Below are 20,416 nucleotides of genomic sequence, written 5' to 3'. Positions count from 1 at the left end.
GAGCTGTCCCCCGAGAGGGCGTTCGGGTCGCGGTCGGCGAGGTCGGCGACGCCGACACGCCCGAGCGCCTCCATCGACCGCGCGTGGAGTTCGTCGGTGGGGACCCCCCGCTGTTCGAGCCCGAAGGCGACCTCCTCCAACACCGTCGTGGCCGCGCCGGTCAACTGGTCGAAGGGGTTCTCGAAGACGTAGCCGACCCGTCCCCCGAGCGCGGCGATGCTCGCCGACGGGACGTCGACGCCGTCGACCGTCACCGAACCGGCGAGGTCGCCCGAGAAGAAGTGGGGGACGAACCCCGCGAGGAGTCGACAGAGCGTCGTCTTTCCCGCGTCGGCCGGGCCGGTGACCCCGAGGAACGAACCCTCGTCGACTCGGAGAGAGACGTCACGGAGCGCGGCGTCGCCGCCGTCGCGATACCGGAACGTGACGTCGTCGAGTGTGAACTCGGTCACAGCAGTCGCCACCCCGCGAGGCCGACGACGCCGAGGACGCCCCCGACGCGGAGCGCCCAGTCGAGTCGGGTCGAAGAGAGCGCGTACAGCGACGTGCGGGGTCCGTCGAGAGAGAAGCCGCGCGCCTCCAGCGCGAGCGACCGAGTCTGCGTCGAGACGAGCGCGCCGATGAGCAACGGACCGAGGAGCGAGACGAGCGCCCGCACTCGACTCGGGACCGACCCCCGGGTATCGAGGCCGCGCGAGCGCTGGGCGTCGACGATGCGTTCGGCCCGCCGCCTGAGGTCCGGGACCAGTTGGAGCGAGGCGACGAACACGTAGCCCAGTTTCCGCGGGACGCCCGCGTCGGTGAGCCCGGTCATCAGCTTCTTCGGGTGGGTGGTCGAGACGAAGACGAGGCCGGCGAGGACGAACGCGGTGAGCACGCCGAGAAACGAAATCGCGTACGCGACGCCGTCGCGCCAGAGCGTGAGGGGGCCGACCGAAGCGAGGACGGCCCCGGAACCCGCTCGGAAGAAGCCGTGGATGGCGAGCAGGCCGAGGGCGAGCGGGACGAGAATAGGGAGGGCTGCGCGACCGACGCTCGTGGCGACTCCCGCGACGGCGCTCGAACAGACGAGCAGGCCGAGCAGCGCCACCAGCGCGACCGGCGGTGCGAGGTACGCCCCGAGGACACAACAGACGAGAAGCGTGACCTTCGTCACCGGGTGGAGTCGGTGGACGACGCTCTCGCCGCGCTGGTAGCCGGCGAGCGCGCTCATCGACGGCGTCCCCCGGGCGGCATGGGTCCGTTCACTCCTCCCGGTCGAGGACGCGCGCCGCCGTGTCCGGCATGTACCGTCGCGGAATCCGCTTGGCGACGAGCGCGGCGAGGAGGACGGTGACCACCTTGTCGATGGGTTCGACGACGAGCGTCTGGCCCACCACGGCCGACCAGATGTTCGCGCCGGTGGCGCGGAAGAACGTCGTCACGGCGTCCGACCCCGTTCCGGTGACGCCGCCGAAGGCGAGCACCGTGATGGGCGCGCCCATCACGATGGAGATGACGGCGATGACGAGGCCGACGACGACCACCTTCCAGTAGCGGCGGAACCACCCGCGGCGGGCCATGTAGCCCGCCGCGAGGCCGAACGCCACCTGCAGCGGCGTGTACGCCCAGAACGTCGGGTTGACGAGGAACCCCTCGACGACGTTGACGAACACGCCGGTCAACGCGGCCGCCCACGGGCCGGCCAGGAGCGCGACGAGCACCACGCCGAGCGCGTCGAGGTAGAGGAACGGCACCCTCACCACGTTCACGACGTAGGCGGCGACGACGCTCAGCGCGACGCCCACGGGGATGAGCGCCCACGTCTGCGTGGTGAACTCCCGGCGAATGCCCCCGAGAAAGCCCGACTCAGTCCGTTCGGCCATGGCTGACACTCCGCAGTAGGTCGTGCTTCGGTCGGACTGTTCGGAGGAATTTTCTCTTCATACACTCGGTTCGAACGGTTTCTTTCATCGGTGTGGAGTCGTGTCTCCGTTCGTATATGAGTTACGGGCGTGGTCAACTCTCCAACTAGAGACAGTTCTGGGAGGCTGTGCTGTACACGGGGCGCGTCTCGCTCGCGGAACCGAGTCGGCTCGCAGTGTTCCCCTCCGTCTCTGCGGTCCGCGGCGAGGAAAGGGCAAACAGTAGTCCGAGTCGAAGACCGGAAGAACGGGGACGGGGCGATGCCGACGTGCTGCCGGTCGAGTCTCACCAGAACCTCGATCGCCTCCCGCTCGTCCATCGCCTCGTCTCCCTCAGGGACGCCGTCGAGGTCGACGGTCTTCGTGGAGATCGGCGACGGATCCAGCGTTCCCAGCAGCACGTCGTCCATGAATTCCTCGGCGTACGCCCGGACGGGCGCGTGATGTCGCCTGGGCCTCGGGATACGGCTGCCTTCACGAGTCGTGTACGAGTCCCTGTGAGGCGCCGTACTGGATGCGTCTGACGCTATCCTGAAAGGGTGTTTATAAACGTCGGGAGAGTTCTCACCCGAGACGGTCGGCGACGGCGGCCGTCTCCGTGGCGAGCCAGTCGATGGTGGGGCACGGCCGGCCGGCGAGTGCCGTGGGGACGCCCTCCTCGAACCGGTCGGTCCACGTCGACGCGACGACGTCCCGGCCGAGCGCACACCCCAGCACAGAACCGACCGTCGCCGCGTTGCAGTCGGTGTCGAACCCCGCGCGGACGGCACGGGCGAGCGCTCGCGAGAGATCAGGTCCGGAGGCTGACTCCCAGGCCAGCACCGCCGCGACGACCTGTGCGTTCGGCAGGACGTGGTACCCCTCGTAGAAGTCGGCGTCGTCCCAGGCGTCGTGAACCCGGGCGAGCGCCGTCTCGTACGCGATGCCGGCGTCACACCACGACAGGACCGTCTCGACTGCCGCCGCGAACCGGGAGTCGGCGGGCACCTCGGTCAACCCGACGTTCAGGGCGTCGCAGACCGACTCCGTCGCCGGGACGGCCGCGAGCGTCGCCGCGACCCACATCGCCCCGTACAACCCGTTGCGGACGTGACTGAGACGAGCATCCCGGTGGGCGAGCGCGGCCGCTTTTTCAGGGGCGCCCGGGGCGACGTAGCCGTAGCAGTCGCCGCGGATCTGTGCACCGATGAGTTCGCGGTACGGATTTCGGGACGTTGCCGTCTCCGGCGGGTCGACGCCGTCGAGGAGGTTCCGGTACGCGACCCGCTCTGCGGTGTGGAGCGCACCCGCCGGTAACTGCGTCAGCCACGTCCGCGCGAGGTCCTCGGTGGTAACGGAAGAGCCGACGCGGCGGAGCGTTTCCAGGGCCGCGACCGTGAAGTCGATATCGTCGTCGCGGACCCGCTCGTCGCGGTCGACCCACCCGCCCGTCGCGTCGAGGTCGAACCCGTCGCTGCCGGCGAGGTCGGCGCGGAGGTACCCATCGAGCGACTGGCCGGTCGCATCGAGAAACGCCTCGATGCGCTCTCGCGTCCACGTCTCGACCGGCTTGCCGAGGAAACAACCGGCGACGCGCCCGGCCCACGCCCCCGCGAGGTGGTCGCGGTGGTCGCGGGCGTCGTCCCTCACGGGGAGCGTCCGCGGACCCGGCGGTCGGGCCGCGTGGATGGCGTCGAGGCCGTCCGGTTCGTCGTCGCGCGGGTCCGGCAAGGACGCACAGCGGTCGAGAAGCGACCGGGCGCGCTGTCGGTGGGCCGGCGTCGTCGGGTCGACGTCGTCGCGCGACAGGTCCTCACGCAGTGCGTCGAGGTCGGTCGCTACCTCCTCGGTCAATCGGCCCGTCGCGGCGAGTTGGCGACGTTCGATGGCGAGCGCCTCCGGACCGACAGTGAGGTAGTCGACGTACACAGAAGACGATACGGCGAGACACACTTAGTTCCGGGCGTCCGCCCCGGCGGTGTCGGGGAGTCGGAAGTCGGGCGCAGTCTGTCCGATGCGAAGCATACCTGAAGGGACGACGGCCCTGTCACAGAACCCGACCGGGCGTGCGTGAGCCTCACACGCTACCGAAATTCGAGTCGTAACGCTTTTTGACTGCTCACGGGTTAAGGGGTAATGCAGTTAGGTGCCACCAGCGTGTCCGGGTTGGGGTAGTGGTTATCCTTCAGCCTTGTGGAGGCTGAGACGCGGGTTCGATTCTCGCACCCGGACTGTGTCAGAAATTGAATATGTTCGCGGGCCTGATTCCGCGAACGGTTCTTTACCCGAGTTCTGAGTCGCTACGCTGTTCAGTCGACCTGGGAAAAATGCGATGTATCGAGTTGGGGGTCTACCGTCTATCGCGGAGTGTCCGCAGTCGTTCGGGACTGATTTTCCCGAATTCGGCCGTTCGGTGGCAGCTACTGCACAGAGAAACGACGTTGTCGAGGAAGTGTGCGTCTTCTCGCGTGAACTGATCTGATTCGATGTACCACCGAACCGGGATGAGGTGGTGGACGTCAGGGTTGCGTCCGAGTTCCTCACGCGCGATGCCGCAGTGGACGCACTGGTACCCATCGCGTCGAGCGCCCTCGAACGGACGTCGGCCCAGCCGCTCCCATACGCTTCGTTGCCCCCTCCCAGCCAGTTCGGGTGCCCCTCCCCAGAGAACGTCTCTGAGAGCCACTGTGACCGGCATTCGTCGCTGCAGAGGATGGTGTCCCCGATGTTACTCGGATACCGTTCAATGACGTCGCCACAGATCTGGCACGGATGGTGTTGCTTTCCACCCTTCCACATTCCATGGTCGGAGCCACGGACATTCGGTACGATCCGCCACTGTTCTGTTTCGACACAGTCGGGACAGTATAGCCCCCGTTTTTCCGAAGGGTAGTACTCGAAGGCCGTACCACAGATGCGGCAGGTCGTCTTCCTCTTTCCGCCGCGGTAGTTCGGATTCCGTTCGCCAGCGTACGGGGAAGCCTCGTCGAGACAGGCCTGAGAACAGTACTTCTTCTCGTACTCGGAGTAGAATTCGTCGCCGCAATGAGCACACTCACGGTTCGGGAGGCGTTCGCCGTGCACGGTGGCGTGGTGGACACCAAGCCCGCGCCGTGAGCTGAACGGCTGGCCGCACGTCGGACAGGTGTACTCGTCGTGTGCGTTAGTCGTCATCGCTCAGACACGCTCCGTGTGCAGGATCAGCAGTGAAAGAGCGGTCCAACAGTCGGTGAATCGTGGATTTGGTCGAATGGTGCTTGCGGAGACCCTGCTGAGTTCCCACACCCTTCTCCGGGAAGCAGAAAATCGCGGGCGACTCGCTCTCGGCTCTCTTGTACCGCGACGGCCCAGCCAAGTGGCGACGCTCGCGTCGGGGGACGCTGAACCTGAACGGCGGTCTCGGCGCCGACTCCGTTACGGAGGTAGAAGGGGAGTCCACTGATGAGCCCACGTTCTCAGAACTCGTAGAGTGCTGATTGGCTCACAAGGGCCATCGCGTGTTGTAAACGACTTTAGACGTGGGTGACTGACACAGCAAAACGTGGCTGGATGCTTGGTCAGCATTAGAATCACAAACTAATACGGCAGATTAGCGAGGAATTCGAACATAAGTATATTTAATCACTGACCGATACGGTTCACATATGCGAGAGGCCCAAAATCGTCGTCGTTCGGAAACGTGTGAGGGAAACTACGGATGAGCTTAGACGCCCTAGACGTTCGTATTCTACGCTCAATCGCGATGAAAGAGACCACGAGCCCTGAACAGATATATCAAGAGACGGATATTCCGAAATCGACCGTCCACTACCGCATCGAGAATATGAAGAAGCAGGGAGTTATCAAAAACGGCCTGTTCGAGATCGACCTGCAAAAAGCCGGACTCGGTCTCACGGTCATCTCGGAAGTTCTCGCGGAGTTCAGCGAGGGGTATCAGAAGAAGGTTGGGAAGGCCCTATCCGAAATCGAGGGCGTAACGGATGTTCATTTCACCATGGGAGACACAGATTTCATCGTCATCTCACGACTCCCATCCCGTGCCATGGTCGAGAAACTCATCGAGGAGTTCGAGGCCATCGACGGGATTCAACGGACGAGTTCGAAGTTCGTTATCACGTCGTACAAAGGAGATGAGAGCGTGGGGGTGTTTCGTGACTACAGCGAGCAGACCATCCTGCGTTCGCACGGACTTGACGAGACGGGAGACGCTCCCGAGTAAAGACGGAGTGAAAGAGGTTTTTGTCTCGATAGACAGTAACTAGCCGTTCGCGTTCACCTATCGTGGTCCGCGAGGACACCACGGATCGAGTCAGTAATGATATCCATACCGACTTCCGCTTGCTGCTGCGTCAACACGAGCGGAGGCAGCAGCCGAAGGACGCTCTTGTGACGTCCGGCGTACCACACGAGAACACCCCTGTGGTAACACTCGCGTTGGATCGCTTCCACGAGCGACTTCGAGGGCTCACCATCCACTTCGAACTCGACACCAGTGAACTGCCCTTTTCCACGGACGTCCGTGATTTCTGGAGCCTCCTCGGCGAGTTCACGGAACCGCGACCGGATGTATGATCCTACCTCTCTTGCATGGGCGAGGAGGTCGTGTGATTCGATATACTCGATCGCACGGATTCCACCGACGAATGCGGGGGCGTTCCCGCGAAACGTGCCGACGTGACCGCCCGGTCCCCACGTATCATACCGTTCATGATACATCATCGCACCGATGGGGAGCCCGGAGCCGCCGATGCCTTTCGCCATCGTCATCGCATCCGGGGTTACGTCCCAATGCTCAGCGGCGAACCATTCGCCGGTACGCCCGAATCCGGTCTGGATTTCGTCAAAAATCAGGAGCGCATCGTTATCGTCGGCGATGTCGCGGAGGCCCTCGAGGAACCCCGCCGGCGGGACAACGACACCACCCTCTCCTTGGATCGGTTCCACCCAGATCCCTGCGGGCGATTCGTGTCCTCCATATGACCCCTCAAATTTCCGTTGGACCGCGTCCAGCGCACGAGCACAGGTGCCGTCTTGACAACAGTTCTCAGAGGGACAGAACGTCTCGACATCGCCGCTTGGTCCAGGTTCGCTTGAGTAGGGGAACGGAACGTGGACTGCGTCGGCCAACAGTGGGCCGTACCCCTCTTTGTACGCCTTCCCAGCAGTGAGACTGAGTGCGCCGGCTGTCGTACCGTGGTACGACCCCTCGAACGCGAGGAGACCATGGCGACCGGTGTTGTGTTTGGCGAGTTTAATCGACCCCTCGATTGCGTCGCTTCCGCTTGGCCCTCCGAACACGACCTTGCTTTTTCCGGCGAGGCCATCGGGGGCAATATCGTTGAGCCGTTCGATGAACTCGATTCGTGCCTCGGTCGGGAAATCCACGGTATGGGTGATTTCGTCGAGTTGCTCGTGAACCCCGTCGAGCACGTACGGATTGGAGTGGCCGACGTTCAACACGCCGATTCCGGCGAAGAAGTCGAGGAAAGTGTTTCCGTCGACGTCCCTGATGGTCGCCCCTTTGGCGTCTTTGAGCGCGACCGGTATGCGACGCGGATATGCGACTGCATTGCTATCGATCTCCTGTTGTCGTTCTAGTAGTTGTTCAGTTCGGGGCCCAGGGACGTTCTCCACGTCTGGTTCCATCGAGAAATGGATCTCGTCTATCGGTGGGTTTGCTACCATGCATCTCGATTTTTGCCCGACTATATGTAATTACTGCATATCCAAAGACACCATTTCGAAATGGACCAGAGCTTAGTTCAATTGTTCAAGTTGAACCGTGTCCAAGATAGTGACGTCACGGGAGTTGTCAGGTGCGTGTCGAGGAAGACGAGAGTCACTGGGGCCAACACAGCGTTGTTCGACCAGCGTTCGGCGTAGGCTGCAACTCGGTCCCGGATCAGGCCGGTGATAGAAGCGTGCTACCCGTTCCGACACGGGCGGGTCGACTATCTACTGGCCTCAGCGGCTGAAAACGAGAATGCGAACTGTATTTTTCAATCGAAAGAGTGTGGGCTATCCGAGCGGCTCGATGACGTCTCCGGGACGAATCATCCCGTCTTCGAGAATATCCGCTCTGAGTCCTCCTCGGTGAGTGAGCGCCTGTAGTACGCCATCTCGAGTGATGCGCTGAAGATAGTTACACGGTTCACACAGCCGATCGCCGCGACAGACGGCCTCACCGACTCGGAATCGTTGTCCGACGAGATGGTTGAGGGCGACATCACGAGTTTCGATGTTCCGCCGATGCTCTCCCGGTGCGAGTTCGATTTCGGCTTCGCGTTCGATTGCTGTAACGGCCTCCTGCTCGATCAATGTGAGGTCGTACCCATCGTGGCGTTTCTCGTCCGGCTTCCACGTAACGAACGTTCCGGTTTCGATTTCGCTGAAGTACCTGTCACCCCGAAGGCCACTTCCAGCGACGGCTTCGACATCACTGCGTTCGACCATTTCAACTTCGGGTTCAGGGGCTGTGAAGAGACGTTCGACGGTTCCAGCGCCAGTCATGTTGTCAGGGTGTTCGGCCTCCAGCTAATAGCTTGCCGATGTGAAGTCGAATCATAATCATCTGGATTTTTGCGTGGCTCTGATACGCGTAGTAACTATCGTACACGGTTTAACACATGCCCGGATTCTAAAACCGGGTCCCATCTCAGGCCACTTAATACAGTAATAGACAAATAATTTCCCAAATTTTATATATAGGACTTAGGATGGTGCTAGTGGAACACACATCTATGGAATCAAAGAAGAACCCCGATTCGGGTAGAAAAATGTCGAACGAGTCGACCAAAAATAAAACGAATATCGGAAGTCGACGAAATTTCCTTCGGGCAACCGGTGCTGGGCTCGCGATGGCTTCTGTAGCAGGTTGTATGGGCGGCGGCGGTGGCGGTGGCGACAGCGGCCTGACTATCGGCTTCTACGGACCGTTCTCTGGTCCCGCCTCGAACATCGGCGAGCAGAAACAGATGGCAGCCGAGATGTCTCGGGATATGATCAACGAGGCTGACGGCGTCCACGGTCAAGACGTCGAACTCGTCTTCGGCGACTCGGAGTCGCAGCCTTCGGCGGGTCGCAACGAAGTCAATCGGCTGATCCAGCAGGAGAACGTGGACGTAATCGGCGGCGGATTCCACAGCGACGTTGCGCTTGCGACGGTCGAGGTCACCGGCCGACAAGACACGCCGCAGATCATCGACGAGGCTGTCTCAAACGCAATCGTCACCAAAATCAACGAGCAGGAGCTGTGGAACGTCTTCAAGACCACGCCGCCATCAGAGGCGTACGCGGTCGGGTGGCGGCAGCTGCTCGAACAGTTCCAACAGAACGAAACCGGATACTTCCCCTACGAGGACAGGACGATTGCACTCATCGGGGAGGACACGTCCTACGGGTTGTCGATTATGGACCTGATGGAGACTGAACTCGATGAGATCGGGTGGGAGATCATCTCCCAGGACGAAGTCAGTCTCGACGCGACCGACTTTACGTCGCTGCTCTCACGAATCCAGTCCAACGACCCCGACGTCGTCTGGGCCGTGCAGACCTCATCTTCGGGTGCTGGCAACCTCACCCGACAGTTCTCCGAAGCCGGGTTCGAGGAGACTCACTTCTTCCACAACTACGGCCTGACGATTTCAGACGCACGCGAGACCGCAGGTGAGGCCGCGAATGGTGCGGTCACAATGTTGAACGCGGGCCGCGTCGATTCGCTCCTCGAAGAACAGGGTGCGCTGGAGGCGTGGAACGAGAGAACGGATATGGATATGACCGGGAGTGCGGCGCTATCGTATCAGAACATCAAGGTAATCGCGGAGTACGCCTCCGCCTTCGAGAGTCTCGAGGCCTTCCGTTCTGCAAGCGTCGAGGAGTGGGAGTCGACGGTTCTCGAACACGATCCAATCCCGGGAGGAAGCGGGTACATCAGCTATCAGGACAACCACCAGGCTGCCTGGGGGAGTACGGATAGCCAGTCCGCGCTCGGCTACCAGGTTCTCGATCAAGAGCTCAATCTCGTGTGGCCCTCGGAAATTGCGACGACGGAACTCGATACTTCGGTCTACTGATCACGTATGCAAGTACACGATCGGATCGGTGGCCGCGGTTCGAGCCAATTCAGCGAACACTGGTCGGAGATGACCAGAGTGGACGGGGATCGATGCGCATAGCGCCGGTCACGTCGGCTGAGGAGCGCGCAGCCGTATTTCCCGTCCTCCAGCAACTCCGCGATCATCTCGACCACGACTCCTTCGAGGAACTGTACGATTCGATGGCCGGAGAGGGCTACAGACTGTTCGCGGGCTACGCCGACGACGAACCGGTGGCAGTCGCTGGGGTAACAATCTCGACGAACTTCTACCTGGGCCGACACGCGTACGTGTACGACCTCGTCGTCGATGCGGACAATCGCTCGGAAGGGTACGGCACGGAACTCCTCGAGTACGTCCACGAATGGGCCGCAGACAACGGTTGCGCGGCCGTCGAGCTCGAATCTGGGCTCTGGCGTGAAGACGCCCACCGATTCTATCTCGACCTCGGCTACGAGAAATACTGCTACTCGTTCAAATATGATCTCGAGTGATGACATGAAGGACCTGACCGACCTCTGTTACACCTCTGCGACGACACTAGCCGCAGAGATCCGCAACGGGGAGCGCTCGCCGGTCGCAGTCGTCGACGCGTTCCTCGAGCGTATCGAGCGGGTGAACCCCGAGATCAACGCGTACGTCACAGTCTGTGCAGAGTCTGCCAGGGACGCTGCTCAGGAAGCCGAACGCGCCGTCGAGCGCGGAGACGACCTCGGCCCCCTTCACGGCGTCCCGGTCGCGATCAAGGACCTGAACCGCGTCGCCGGCGTGCGAACCACGTTCGGCTCTCCGCCCTTTGCCAACTACGTTCCGGATCAGGACGACGTCGTCGTCTCGCGGCTCCGAGAGGCCGGAGCGATCATCCTCGGGAAGACGAACACCCCGGAGTTTGGACGCAAGACGAAAACGGACAACCCGGTTTTCGGCGCCTCCGGGAACCCCTGGGACCCGAGTCGGACGACCGGCGGTTCTTCGGGTGGAAGTGCGGCGGCGGTTGCCGCCGGGTTGGCACCGATCGCACTCGGCTCCGATGCGGCCGGTTCGATCCGGATCCCCTCGAGCGCCTGCGGCGTGTTCGGCATCCTGCCGGACTTCGGCCGCGTGTCGGCAGGCCCGGTCCGTTCGGACGCGTTCCAAGAGACGCTTCCGTACACGTTCCACGGGCCAATCGCTCGTACCGTGGCGGACGCGGCGCTAATGCTCGAGGTGATCGCAGGCCCCGACACCGCCGATCCGACGGCGCTCCCCGAACCGACTGGGTCGTATCGGGAGGCCGCTGACGCTCGCGTCGAACTCGATGAGCTTCGGATTGGCTACTCGCCGGACTTCGGTGACTTCGTGATTTCGGACGCGGTTTCGGCGACGGTCGAATCGGCCCTTGACGACCTCTCCGCGGCCGGTGCGACGGTCGAAGAGGTCGACATCCCCTTCGAGGGAAGTTGGGAGGAGCGCCACGACGCGATCGAGTGGGTCCTCCAGTCCAGATACGTCGGATTGTATGAAAATCTCAAGCGCGATGCTGACGTCGACCTGCTGACGACGGATGAACCGATCACGCCAGAAGTCCGCTCACGAATTCGGGCTGGGCTCGATCTCGATACGTCAACCCTTGCGGCGGCCCGCCGCCGTAGAACCGCGGTCTACGATGCGATTGTCACCGGGCTCGAAGACGTCGACGTCCTCGTGACGCCAACTCTCGGCCGAACCGCGTTTAGTCTCGATGTCGATAGCCCGACCGTCGACGGCGAGCCCGTTCATCGGATGCACGGCTGGACGCTCACGTGGCCGCTGAATCTCAGCGGCCATCCCGCGGCTTCGATTCCTGTTGGGTTCGACGACACTGGGCTCCCGATCGGGATGCAGGTCATCGGCGACCGGCTCGGAGATCGAGACGTGGTTTCCACGAGCGCGGCAATCGAAGAGGCGATACCGTGGGAAGAGACGTATCCCCCGGAAGCGATCGGAGGTGACAGATGACGTCAGTACTCTCAATCGACGATGTAAAGAAACAGTTTGGTGGTATCGTCGCTGTCGACGGCCTCGACCTCGAAATCGAACCTGGTGAACTCGTCGGCCTGATCGGTCCAAATGGGGCCGGAAAGACGACCACGCTCAACCTCATCACCGGGTTCTTAACGCCGAATTCAGGCAAAATATCGCTCAACGGCACTGACATCACTGGCAACTCGCCGGACTCGATCTCCCGGCGAGGGATCGGTCGAACCTTTCAGATCACGAAACCGTTCGGACGGCTCACTGTCTACGAGAACCTACTCGTTCCGAACGTCTCCTGTGGCCCAACTGAACAGGAGGCTCGGATCGACCGCCTCCTCCGGGAACTGCATCTCGAGGAGGTGCGTGAGAACCGCGCCGACGAACTCAGTGGCGGTCAGAAGAAACTGCTAGAACTCGCACGGGTGTTGATGCTCGAACCCGACCTCGTCCTGCTCGACGAACCCGCGGCAGGGGTCAATCCAGCACTGATGGACGACATCATCGACGACATCCAGCGAATCAACAAGCAGGGGACCGCGTTCCTCGTCATCGAACACGATATGTCTGTAATCAGTGAACTGTGTGAACGCGTCGTCGTGCTGAACGCTGGTCGGAACATCGCTTCGGGGACCTTTGAGGAGATCCGTGGCGACCAGCAGGTTCGTGAGGCTTACCTCGGGGGTACCTGAGATGAGCCTCATCGAACTCGACGCCGTCGACGCAGGATATGGAGAGAATCAAGTTCTCTACGATCTCTCGGTCACGATCGACGAGGACCAAGTAAACTGTATCATCGGTCCGAACGGGTCGGGAAAATCAACCATGCTGAAATCCATCTTCGGCATGGTTGATATTTGGAATGGGACGGTCACGATTCGCGGTGAGGACGTGACGAACGACCACCCACGTGAGGTGCTTGAACGTGGGGTCGTCATGCTCCCGCAAGGAGGGAGTGTCTTCCCGGAGATGAGTGTGAAGGAGAACCTCCGGATGGGTGGCTACCTCATCGATGATGAGGAGTTCCTCGAGAAGCAGTACGAGGAGGTCTTCGACATGTTTCCCGTCCTCGAAGAGAAGCGGGCGCAACAAGCCCAGGACCTCAGCGGGGGTCAACAGATGATGGTTGCCTTCGGGCGGGCGTTGATGTCCGACCCAGACATCCTGCTGTTGGACGAACCGAGTGCGGGGCTCGCACCCGACCTCGTCGACGACGTCTTCGAGCAGGTTGAGATTCTGAAGGAACGCGGCCGTGACATGCTCATCATCGAACAGAACGTGCAACGAGTACTCGAGATTGCCGAGTACGTCTACGTTCTCGACCAGGGACGACTGGAGTACGAGGGTGAGACGGAAGCGCTCCGAAACGAGCAAGACATCATGGATATGTACATCGGAGAGCGACACCAATGAGTGGGAGACGGACACTAGAATCCGCGTGCTGTCGTCCGCCTCAATCGAGAGGTGAATGCGATGGTTAGCGTCGATCTCGTCGCCCAGCAGGTAATCAACGGGTTGCTCTTCGGCGGGCAACTCGCGATGATGGCGATCGGTCTCACGTTGATCTGGGGCGTTGCACGAGTGTTGAACTTCAGCCATGGGGCGATGTTCATGGTCGGAGGGTTCGTCGGCTTCTTCACTCTCGGCGCGACCGGAAGCGCGATTGTCGCAGTCGTGGCTGCGGTCCTCGTCGTATTCGTACTGGGCTATCTGACTGAAGTCGGACTTGTCAGACCGCTCCGCGACCGTGAGGAGTTCGGGATCCCGTCGATGGTGGTCACGCTCGGACTCGCGTTCTTGCTCGAGAACGGCTTCATCGTCTGGATCGGCTCACAGCGTGAGTCGTTCCCGCAGTTTACCGACGTGGTCTGGAACGTCGGCGGAATCGTTCTGAGCGCACAGCGAGTGTTTATTTTCGGTGTCTCACTCGTTGCCTTGGGGATCCTTTTTTACGTCATTTCCAGAACCAAGCTTGGGCTCGCTATCCGTGCGGTTTCCCAGGACAATGACACTGCCTTGCTGATGGGCGTTCGTCCGAACCGGATCTATGCGATGACCTTTGGGATCAGTGCTGCGCTCGCGGGGCTTGCTGGCGTTCTATTGGCCCCGATTTTCGCCGTCTATCCCTCGGTCGGATGGTACCCGTTCCTCCTGTCGTTCGTCGTCGTGATGGTCGGCGGGCTCGGGAGCGTTCGAGGCACGCTGCTGTCGGCGATTGGGCTCGCGATTGTACGGAGTATCAGTATGATTTGGGTCTCCAGCGAGATGGCGATGGTCATCCTCTTCGGAATCATGATAATCGTACTCGTCGTTTATCCGGACGGAATCGGGGGGTACCTCGAATGACTGTACTCGACACGCTCCAGAACGGGATCAACCGGACGACCGGTCGTCTGAAACAGGACGTCCGTTCACGGAACGGTGTGATCTTCATGATCGCGGGCGTGCTAGCGCTGCTGGCACCGGTACTCGTCGGAGGCTACACGCTCGACCTGGTGATGCAGTTGATCATCCTCGTTCTCGTGGTTACGAGTTGGATCTTCATCGCTGGTTACTTCGGAATGTTCAGCTTCGCGCATGCCGCCCTCTATGGGATCGGTGCGTACGCGGCGGTCCTGTTGGCCGGTGAGGCGGGATTACACCCCCTGGTTGGGGTACTGCTTGGCGGCGTCGTCGCCGGGATACTCAGCATCCCGATCGCGCTCCCGGTGTTGCGCCTGTCAGGGGCGTATGTCGGGATGGTCACGCTGGCGTTCGCGGAGATCGTCTTCCGACTGGTGATCGTCTTCCGCGACGTCACGGGTGGCCCGACCGGCTACACTAGCTTCCCAGCGCTGTTCGGCGGGAACCGAATCGCCCTGTACTACTTCGTGTTCGTGCTGGTTGGTGCGCTCCTCCTCGTCCAGTACGGGCTGTTAGTCAACCGATTCGGCCTCGTGGCGAGGGCGATTCGCGAGGCTCCCGATGCCGCACGGATGCTCGGCAACAACGTCCCGAGGTACAAGCTCGCTGGCTTCATTATCGGCTCCTCGATCGCCGGTGTCGCCGGTGGGCTACAGGCACACACCGTTCTGATCATCTCTCCACCGATGATCGAAGTCAACAGAATGATCGAGTTCATGGCGATGGGCATCATCGGAGGCTTCCGAACGATCAGCGGGGGGGTGTTCGGTGCCGTGATCGTCTTTGGGCTCTCTGAAGGGCTTCGAGACCTCGGGGAAGTTCGACTGGTCATCTGGAGTATCATGCTGATCGTCGTGACTATCTACTTCCCGAACGGGATCGCAGGAAGCTCACTCGACCCGCGCGAGCGACTCCGCGAACTGCTCGATCGAGATAACTGGAGTGGGTGGCCAATCGATTGACCACCGACTCCGATCAGGAGTGCAACCGCGGTAGTTGGTATCAAATAGGAGATAATAAAAAATTTCAGACATCATGGTAGCTCAAGACACACTCGCAGAAACGATTGAATCGAAGGAATCAGATCTCGTCGACCTACTCGGCGACCTCGTGGCCGCGAAAACGGTGACCGGTACTGAGGCGCCGGGCCAAGAGGTAATCATCGGTCGGCTCGAGAAGATGAATCTCGATCCGGACGTTTGGGAACCGTCGGCAGACGAACTCGCGGGCCACGAGGGGTACTTCGAGACCTCATCGTACGAGGCGTACGGCTACGAGGACCGACCGAACGTGGTTGCTCGGGTCGAAGGCGGGGACGGTCCGACGCTCGCGATCGGCGGCCACATCGACGTAGTCGACGTCACCGAAGACGAGTGGACCCGCGATCCGTGGGCACTGACACGCGAAGGAGACACCCTCTACGGCCGGGGGAGCGCGGACATGAAAGGGGGGCTCACAGCGTGCCTGATCGCGATGGAGGCACTCGATTCGCTTGGAATCGAGCTCGGCGGCGACCTCCTGTTTCAGTCGACGGTCGAGGAGGAAGACGGGGGCGTCGGTGGGGCGTTGTCAGTTCTCGAGCGAGGATATGTTCCCGACGCGGCGGTTATTGCCGAACCCTACGACCTCCCGAACGTCGGGGTTGCGAGCGCGGGCGTGATGTACTTCCGCGTTGAGGTCCCTGGCAAGAGCGTCCACGCGGCGTGGGGACACGAGGGAGTCAACGCAATCGGTAACGCCGCCACCGTCTACCGCGCGTTAGAGGAACTCGACGCCGAACGGAAAGCACGGATCGACTATGAGCCGGCGTATCGGGCGAATCCCGGTCTGAAAGGGAACGTCACAAATCTCAACATCGGGACGATCGAGGCTGGGGACTGGCCGTCCACGCTCCCGTCACGAGCGGTACTCACGGGGCGGATCGGCTGGCCACCTGGGGAGAGCCGTGCCGAGGTCCGGTCGCAGATCGAGGAAGCGGTCGCCGAAGCAGCCGCAAACGACGAGTGGCTCTCCGATCATCCCCCGACGGTCGAGTGGTACGGTTGGCAGGCTGAACCGCACGAGGTTAACACCGACCACGAGTTCCCGAACCTCGCAAAACGCGTCAGTGAAGACGTCACTGGCCGGTCCGGATCGTTTGTCGGCGGAAACGCCGGACTCGACGAGCGCTTCTATGAGCTCTATTACGATGTTGATGCGGTCTCCATTGGCCCAGCGGGGGCGAACCTTCACGGTGCGGACGAACACACGACGGTGCCCGCGCTGCTGGAAACTGCAACTGCTATCGCCTCGATTGCTGTCGAGTACTGTGGGGTCGAGGAGTGATGAACGCTCAGTCCCCGGTAGTACTCACTGGAAGGACAGACTGAACCGACCGCGTGAGAACATCACAACCACTGACACACTATGACAACCGATATCACCGTCTACTGGGACGACCGAATGCTCGACCACGAACCACCGAAAGGAGCCTTCAAATTCCCCGATACCCCCATCGTCGCTGTTCCCGAGGTCCACCCTGATCGCCGCGAGCGCGTCGAGAACATCCGAGCGATGTTAGACCATGCTTTCGGTGACCGTTCGGAGACGGTGTCACCGGAGTCGGCGAGTCGAGCGGCGCTCGAACGTGTTCACGACCCCGAGTATCTCGACTGGCTCATCGAGTTCTGTGCCGACGGCGGCGGTCGTATCGACGATACGACGACCGGATTGAACGAGCACACGTACGACGCCGCCCGCGTCTCGGCTGGGGCTGCAATCGCCGCTGCTGGGCACGCGCTCGACGAGGTGGGACGCAACGACGGTAGTGCGCTCCCGTACGCCCTGTGTCGGCCCAGCGGCCACCACGCCCAACCAGGGTACGCTGATGGGTTCTGTTACCTCAACAACGTTGCACTCGCTGCGGAGGCGGCGCTCGCTTCCGATGGACCGGCCGACGTCTCGGCCGACCGGGTTGCAATCGTCGACTGGGACGTCCATCATGGCAATGGGACACAGGAGGCGTTCTACGACCGCGACGATGTGCTCTTCGTGAGCGCCCACAACGACCACGGCTCCTGGCACCCCGAGTACCACTCACAAGAGGGTTCCATTGACGAGTTTGGTGAGGGGGATGGTCGGGGGTACACACTCAACGTCCCGCTTCCACCAGGCACCGGAAACCGGGGGTACGAAGCGTTCTTCGAACGGATCGTCGAACCAGCGATTGCTGGATACGACCCCGATCTCATCCTCGTCAGCGCCGGCCAAGACGCCGGACCGTCAGACATGAACGGTCGAAACATCGTGACCCGCGAGGGATTCCGAGAGATGGGCGCTCGAATTCAGCGACTCGCCAACGAGACGGCTGACGGTGCGCTGGCACTCATCCAAGAGGGTGGATACCAGCCGTCGCATCTCTCGTTCGCCACACTCGGCGTCTTCGAAGGTGTGCTCGGTCAGACGGTCGAGCTCGATGGGTACGGCACTGGCGACCCGTTCGAGTTCCTCGACGAGCCAACCGAACTGGTCGATGAATGGCTCGACGACGCCGTCGATCACCACCGTAAATCGCCCGTGTTTAACTAGCGAAGTGCTGTGGTACCACAGCATCGGAACGGCCGATGCGACGGGTATCGTAGTTTCCAAACGAGTGACCGGAGCGACGAGCCGACGGAGGACGTGCGTCGGGAGACACCGTTGTGAGCAAGCGAACGGGCGAGCGCGAGACGGATCTGATTCGAATGGCAGGCACGGACGACAGGGAGCGAACCGACAGCAGAGGGCGAGAGGTGAAGCGACCGGAGACGACGGTCGAGGTAATAAACCTCCCCAGGTTGGGGACAGGAACGGAGCCAGGAACCGGAACGAGGCCCGGCCCGACGCGCCGCTGGAGGAGCGACTGGTCCTCTTCCTCGCGGGCGACGACGAGGCCGCCAAGGAGACGGTTGCCGAACTGACCGAGCAGGTCGAGTTCGCGCCGCTCGACGTTGGGTCGCTTCGAGACGGGGCGGACATGGAACCCGATTCGCCGATATACCACGAGCCGATGGTGCTCACGGAAGCACGAGCCGAACTCAAGGCGCTTCGGACGTAGCCGACCGAGTCAGGGCGTGCGCCACAGAGAAGGTGCTTACCCTACCGGTCGTCGCTGTCGCGGACGAACGCCGACTTTCGTTCCAGCGCCCGTTCGAGGAACTCACGGGGGAGTGATTGGATATCGCCCACCTGGACGCGCCAGAGGTTGGCGTACAGCCCGTTCGCTCGGAGCAACTCGTCGTGCGTCCCGTCCTCGACGACTCGTCCGTCGTCGACCACCAGAATCCGCGCGGCGTTGCGAATCGTCGAGAGTCGGTGGGCGATGACGAACGTCGTCCGGTCGGCGGCGAACTCCCGCAGGCTGGCCTGGATGAGCGCCTCCGTCTCCGTGTCGACGGCGCTCGTCGCCTCGTCGAGGATGAGAATCTCGGGGTCTTTCAGCATCGTCCGCGCGACCGAGAGTCGCTGGCGCTGGCCACCGGACAGTTTCACGCCGCGCTCGCCGACGAGCGTGTCGAACCCGTTCGGGAGGTTCCGGATGAACTCCATCGCCTGTGCGCGCTCGGCCGCCTCTTCGACTTCGGCGTCCGTGGCCTCGAACGTGCCGTAGCGGATGTTCTCTCGCACGGTCCCGTAGAAGAGGAACGGTTCCTGGCTCACGTAACCGATAGACCGTCGCAGACTCGCGAGCGTCACGTCCCGAACGTCCTGACCGTCGATGCGGACCGCCCCCTCGTCGACGTCGTACAGCCGGGGAAGCAGTTTCAAGAGCGTCGACTTCCCCGCGCCCGTGGGGCCGACCACGCCGACCGTCGTGCCACCGTCGATGTCGACATCGATGGCCGCGAGGACGGCCTCGTCGCCGTACGCGAACGTCACGTCGTCGAAGGTTACGGCCCCGTCGCTGACGGTCAGCGGCTCGGCACCCGGCCGGTCGTCGACCGCGGGCTGTCGGCCGAGCAGTTCGTCGACGCGCAGCCCGGCGGTCTTCGCCCGTTCGTAGTCGTCGACGACGTCGCCCAGTCTGATGATCGGCCAGACGAACTGCTGGGCGTAGATGACGAACGTCACGAACGCCCCGGGCGTGAGCGTCCCTTCGAGGCCGAACGGGGCCCCGCCGAGCACCCACAGTCCGCCGACGAGGAACGTGATCGCGAATCCGACACCCGAGATGACGTTCAGTCCGGGGAAGTAGGTGATCCGCACGCGAATCGCCGCCAGACTCGCCCGGAGATACTCGTCGGATGCGGCGCGGACGCGGTCGGTCTCGAACGCTTCCGCGCCCTGTGTCTTGACTACCTCGATTCCGCTGACGCTGTTCTCCAGTCGGGCGTTGAGGTCGCCGATCTCCTCGCGGACGCCGAGATACCGTGGCTCGACGATTCGGGTGAACGCGATGGTGAAAAGCGCCAAAAACGGGATGGGCAACAGCGTGATCGCCGTCAGCGTGGGGTCGAGCCCGACGAGGATGAGACCGATGCCGCCGACGGTCGCGAGGATCCAGATGGTCGCGCTCAACCCGTCTTCGAGGAACGTCTCCAGGGCGTTGACGTCGTTGTTCAGCACCGACATCAGGTCGCCCGTCCGGCGGCGGGTGAAGTACGCGAGTTCCTGACGCTGTAGCGCGTCGTAGGCGTCGACCCGGAGCGACCGCTGGACGCGCTGGGCGAAGACGCTCCAGCTCCAGTCTTCGATCCAGGAGGCGACCGCGCCGCCGCCGGTCGCGACGAGGAGGACCGCGATGGAGAAGGAGAGCTGGCCCGTGTCGCTGGCCGGTATCACATCGGCAGGGAGAAGCGGGAGCGCGTAGGGCCGTTCGGCGAGGAAGATGGCGTCGACGGCCAGCCCGATGACGAACGCGGGGACGAGCCCCAGGGCTCGCCCGACCAGCGTCGCTCCCGTTCCGAGGACGGCGTACCGGCGTCCGCCCGCCGCGTAGTCGGTGTACAGCCGCCAGACGACGTTGCCGGACCGGGATTCGCCGGCCGGCTCCCGCTCGCTCATACGTCCGCTGGGCGTGCCACGGGT

18 protein-coding genes, 1 tRNA gene and 2 pseudogenes are annotated in these 20,416 nt (G+C 62.2%); 12 read left to right on the top strand and 9 right to left on the bottom strand.

Annotation, left to right across the window (positions count from 1 at the left end; all coding sequences use genetic code 11):
- Positions 1-2: 2 nt before the first annotated feature.
- The 5 genes and pseudogenes from C2R22_RS27310 to C2R22_RS00925 form a co-directional block, all read right to left on the bottom strand.
- Positions 3-452: pseudogene (locus tag C2R22_RS27310) on the bottom strand (energy-coupling factor ABC transporter ATP-binding protein); the annotation flags it as partial.
- Positions 449-1,213 (bottom strand): energy-coupling factor transporter transmembrane component T family protein, encoded by a 765-nt coding sequence (locus tag C2R22_RS00940; RefSeq protein WP_103423906.1) that lies wholly within the window; start codon positions 1,211-1,213, stop codon positions 449-451. The pseudogene C2R22_RS27310 and the gene C2R22_RS00940, both read right to left, overlap by 4 nt.
- 31 nt (positions 1,214-1,244) lie before the next feature.
- Positions 1,245-1,865 carry an ECF transporter S component gene (locus C2R22_RS00935; protein ID WP_162562323.1) on the bottom strand — a complete coding sequence of 207 codons (621 nt, stop codon included), beginning with the start codon at positions 1,863-1,865 and terminating at the stop codon, positions 1,245-1,247.
- A 320-nt stretch (positions 1,866-2,185) separates the two neighbouring features.
- Positions 2,186-2,344: pseudogene (locus C2R22_RS26055) on the bottom strand (IMP dehydrogenase); the annotation flags it as partial.
- Positions 2,345-2,468: 124 nt separating this feature from the next.
- On the bottom strand, positions 2,469-3,812 hold the full coding sequence (locus C2R22_RS00925; protein ID WP_162562322.1) for an ADP-ribosylglycohydrolase family protein: 1,344 nt from the start codon (positions 3,810-3,812) through the stop codon (positions 2,469-2,471).
- Positions 3,813-4,043: 231 nt separating this feature from the next.
- On the opposite strand from C2R22_RS00925, the gene C2R22_RS00920 reads away from it, so the two are divergent.
- Positions 4,044-4,115, top strand: a tRNA-His gene (locus tag C2R22_RS00920).
- A gap of 118 nt (positions 4,116-4,233) precedes the next feature.
- Here the strand turns inward: C2R22_RS00920 and C2R22_RS27305 are convergent.
- A complete protein-coding gene (locus C2R22_RS27305) occupies positions 4,234-4,581 on the bottom strand; it encodes an HNH endonuclease (RefSeq protein ID WP_394342375.1) in 348 nt (115 codons plus the stop codon).
- A gap of 999 nt (positions 4,582-5,580) precedes the next feature.
- Here C2R22_RS27305 and C2R22_RS00910 point away from each other — a divergent pair.
- Entirely contained in the window at positions 5,581-6,102 is a 522-nt protein-coding gene (locus C2R22_RS00910; protein ID WP_103423903.1) for an Lrp/AsnC family transcriptional regulator, read from the top strand.
- 53 nt (positions 6,103-6,155) lie between these two features.
- Here the strand turns inward: C2R22_RS00910 and C2R22_RS00905 are convergent, their stop codons facing one another.
- Positions 6,156-7,568: an aspartate aminotransferase family protein gene (locus tag C2R22_RS00905; RefSeq protein WP_103423902.1), complete on the bottom strand. Its 1,413-nt coding sequence runs from the start codon at positions 7,566-7,568 to the stop codon at positions 6,156-6,158.
- 333 nt (positions 7,569-7,901) lie between these two features.
- Positions 7,902-8,393, bottom strand: a complete 492-nt coding sequence (locus C2R22_RS27300) for an MOSC domain-containing protein (protein ID WP_103423901.1) — start codon at positions 8,391-8,393, stop codon at positions 7,902-7,904.
- Between the two features lie 347 nt (positions 8,394-8,740).
- On the opposite strand from C2R22_RS27300, the gene C2R22_RS00895 reads away from it, so the two are divergent.
- From C2R22_RS00895 to C2R22_RS00850, 10 genes are all read left to right on the top strand, one after another.
- Positions 8,741-9,955 (top strand): ABC transporter substrate-binding protein, encoded by a 1,215-nt coding sequence (locus tag C2R22_RS00895; RefSeq protein ID WP_162562321.1) that lies wholly within the window; start codon positions 8,741-8,743, stop codon positions 9,953-9,955.
- A gap of 92 nt (positions 9,956-10,047) precedes the next feature.
- Complete coding sequence (locus tag C2R22_RS00890; RefSeq protein ID WP_103423899.1) at positions 10,048-10,470, top strand: GNAT family N-acetyltransferase; 423 nt, start codon at positions 10,048-10,050, stop codon at positions 10,468-10,470.
- A gap of 4 nt (positions 10,471-10,474) precedes the next feature.
- Complete coding sequence (locus tag C2R22_RS00885) at positions 10,475-11,953, top strand: amidase (protein WP_162562320.1); 1,479 nt, start codon at positions 10,475-10,477, stop codon at positions 11,951-11,953.
- Positions 11,950-12,660: an ABC transporter ATP-binding protein gene (locus C2R22_RS00880; protein WP_103423897.1), complete on the top strand. Its 711-nt coding sequence runs from the start codon at positions 11,950-11,952 to the stop codon at positions 12,658-12,660. Before C2R22_RS00885 ends, C2R22_RS00880 begins: the two co-directional genes overlap by 4 nt.
- A 1-nt stretch (position 12,661) precedes the next feature.
- Positions 12,662-13,381: an ABC transporter ATP-binding protein gene (locus C2R22_RS00875; RefSeq protein WP_103423896.1), complete on the top strand. Its 720-nt coding sequence runs from the start codon at positions 12,662-12,664 to the stop codon at positions 13,379-13,381.
- Between the two features lie 60 nt (positions 13,382-13,441).
- On the top strand, positions 13,442-14,314 hold the full coding sequence (locus C2R22_RS00870) for a branched-chain amino acid ABC transporter permease (protein ID WP_103423895.1): 873 nt from the start codon (positions 13,442-13,444) through the stop codon (positions 14,312-14,314).
- Positions 14,311-15,333: a branched-chain amino acid ABC transporter permease gene (locus tag C2R22_RS00865; RefSeq protein WP_103423894.1), complete on the top strand. Its 1,023-nt coding sequence runs from the start codon at positions 14,311-14,313 to the stop codon at positions 15,331-15,333. Before C2R22_RS00870 ends, C2R22_RS00865 begins: the two co-directional genes overlap by 4 nt.
- A 73-nt stretch (positions 15,334-15,406) precedes the next feature.
- Positions 15,407-16,696 (top strand): ArgE/DapE family deacylase, encoded by a 1,290-nt coding sequence (locus tag C2R22_RS00860; RefSeq protein WP_103423893.1) that lies wholly within the window; start codon positions 15,407-15,409, stop codon positions 16,694-16,696.
- An 81-nt stretch (positions 16,697-16,777) separates the two neighbouring features.
- Entirely contained in the window at positions 16,778-17,938 is a 1,161-nt protein-coding gene (locus C2R22_RS00855) for an arginase family protein (RefSeq protein WP_103423892.1), read from the top strand.
- Complete coding sequence (locus C2R22_RS00850; protein WP_162562300.1) at positions 17,883-18,446, top strand: NAD(P)-binding domain-containing protein; 564 nt, start codon at positions 17,883-17,885, stop codon at positions 18,444-18,446. Before C2R22_RS00855 ends, C2R22_RS00850 begins: the two co-directional genes overlap by 56 nt.
- Before the next feature lie 41 nt (positions 18,447-18,487).
- On the opposite strand, the gene C2R22_RS00845 is transcribed toward C2R22_RS00850, so the two are convergent.
- Entirely contained in the window at positions 18,488-20,392 is a 1,905-nt protein-coding gene (locus C2R22_RS00845; RefSeq protein ID WP_103423890.1) for an ABC transporter ATP-binding protein, read from the bottom strand.
- Between the last annotated feature and the right edge of the window lie 24 nt (positions 20,393-20,416).

Source organism: Salinigranum rubrum (assembly GCF_002906575.1).
Classification (GTDB): domain Archaea; phylum Halobacteriota; class Halobacteria; order Halobacteriales; family Haloferacaceae; genus Salinigranum; species Salinigranum rubrum.
Note: the sequence above shows the minus strand (reverse complement) of the source record. Positions and strands in the feature narration are given on the sequence as shown.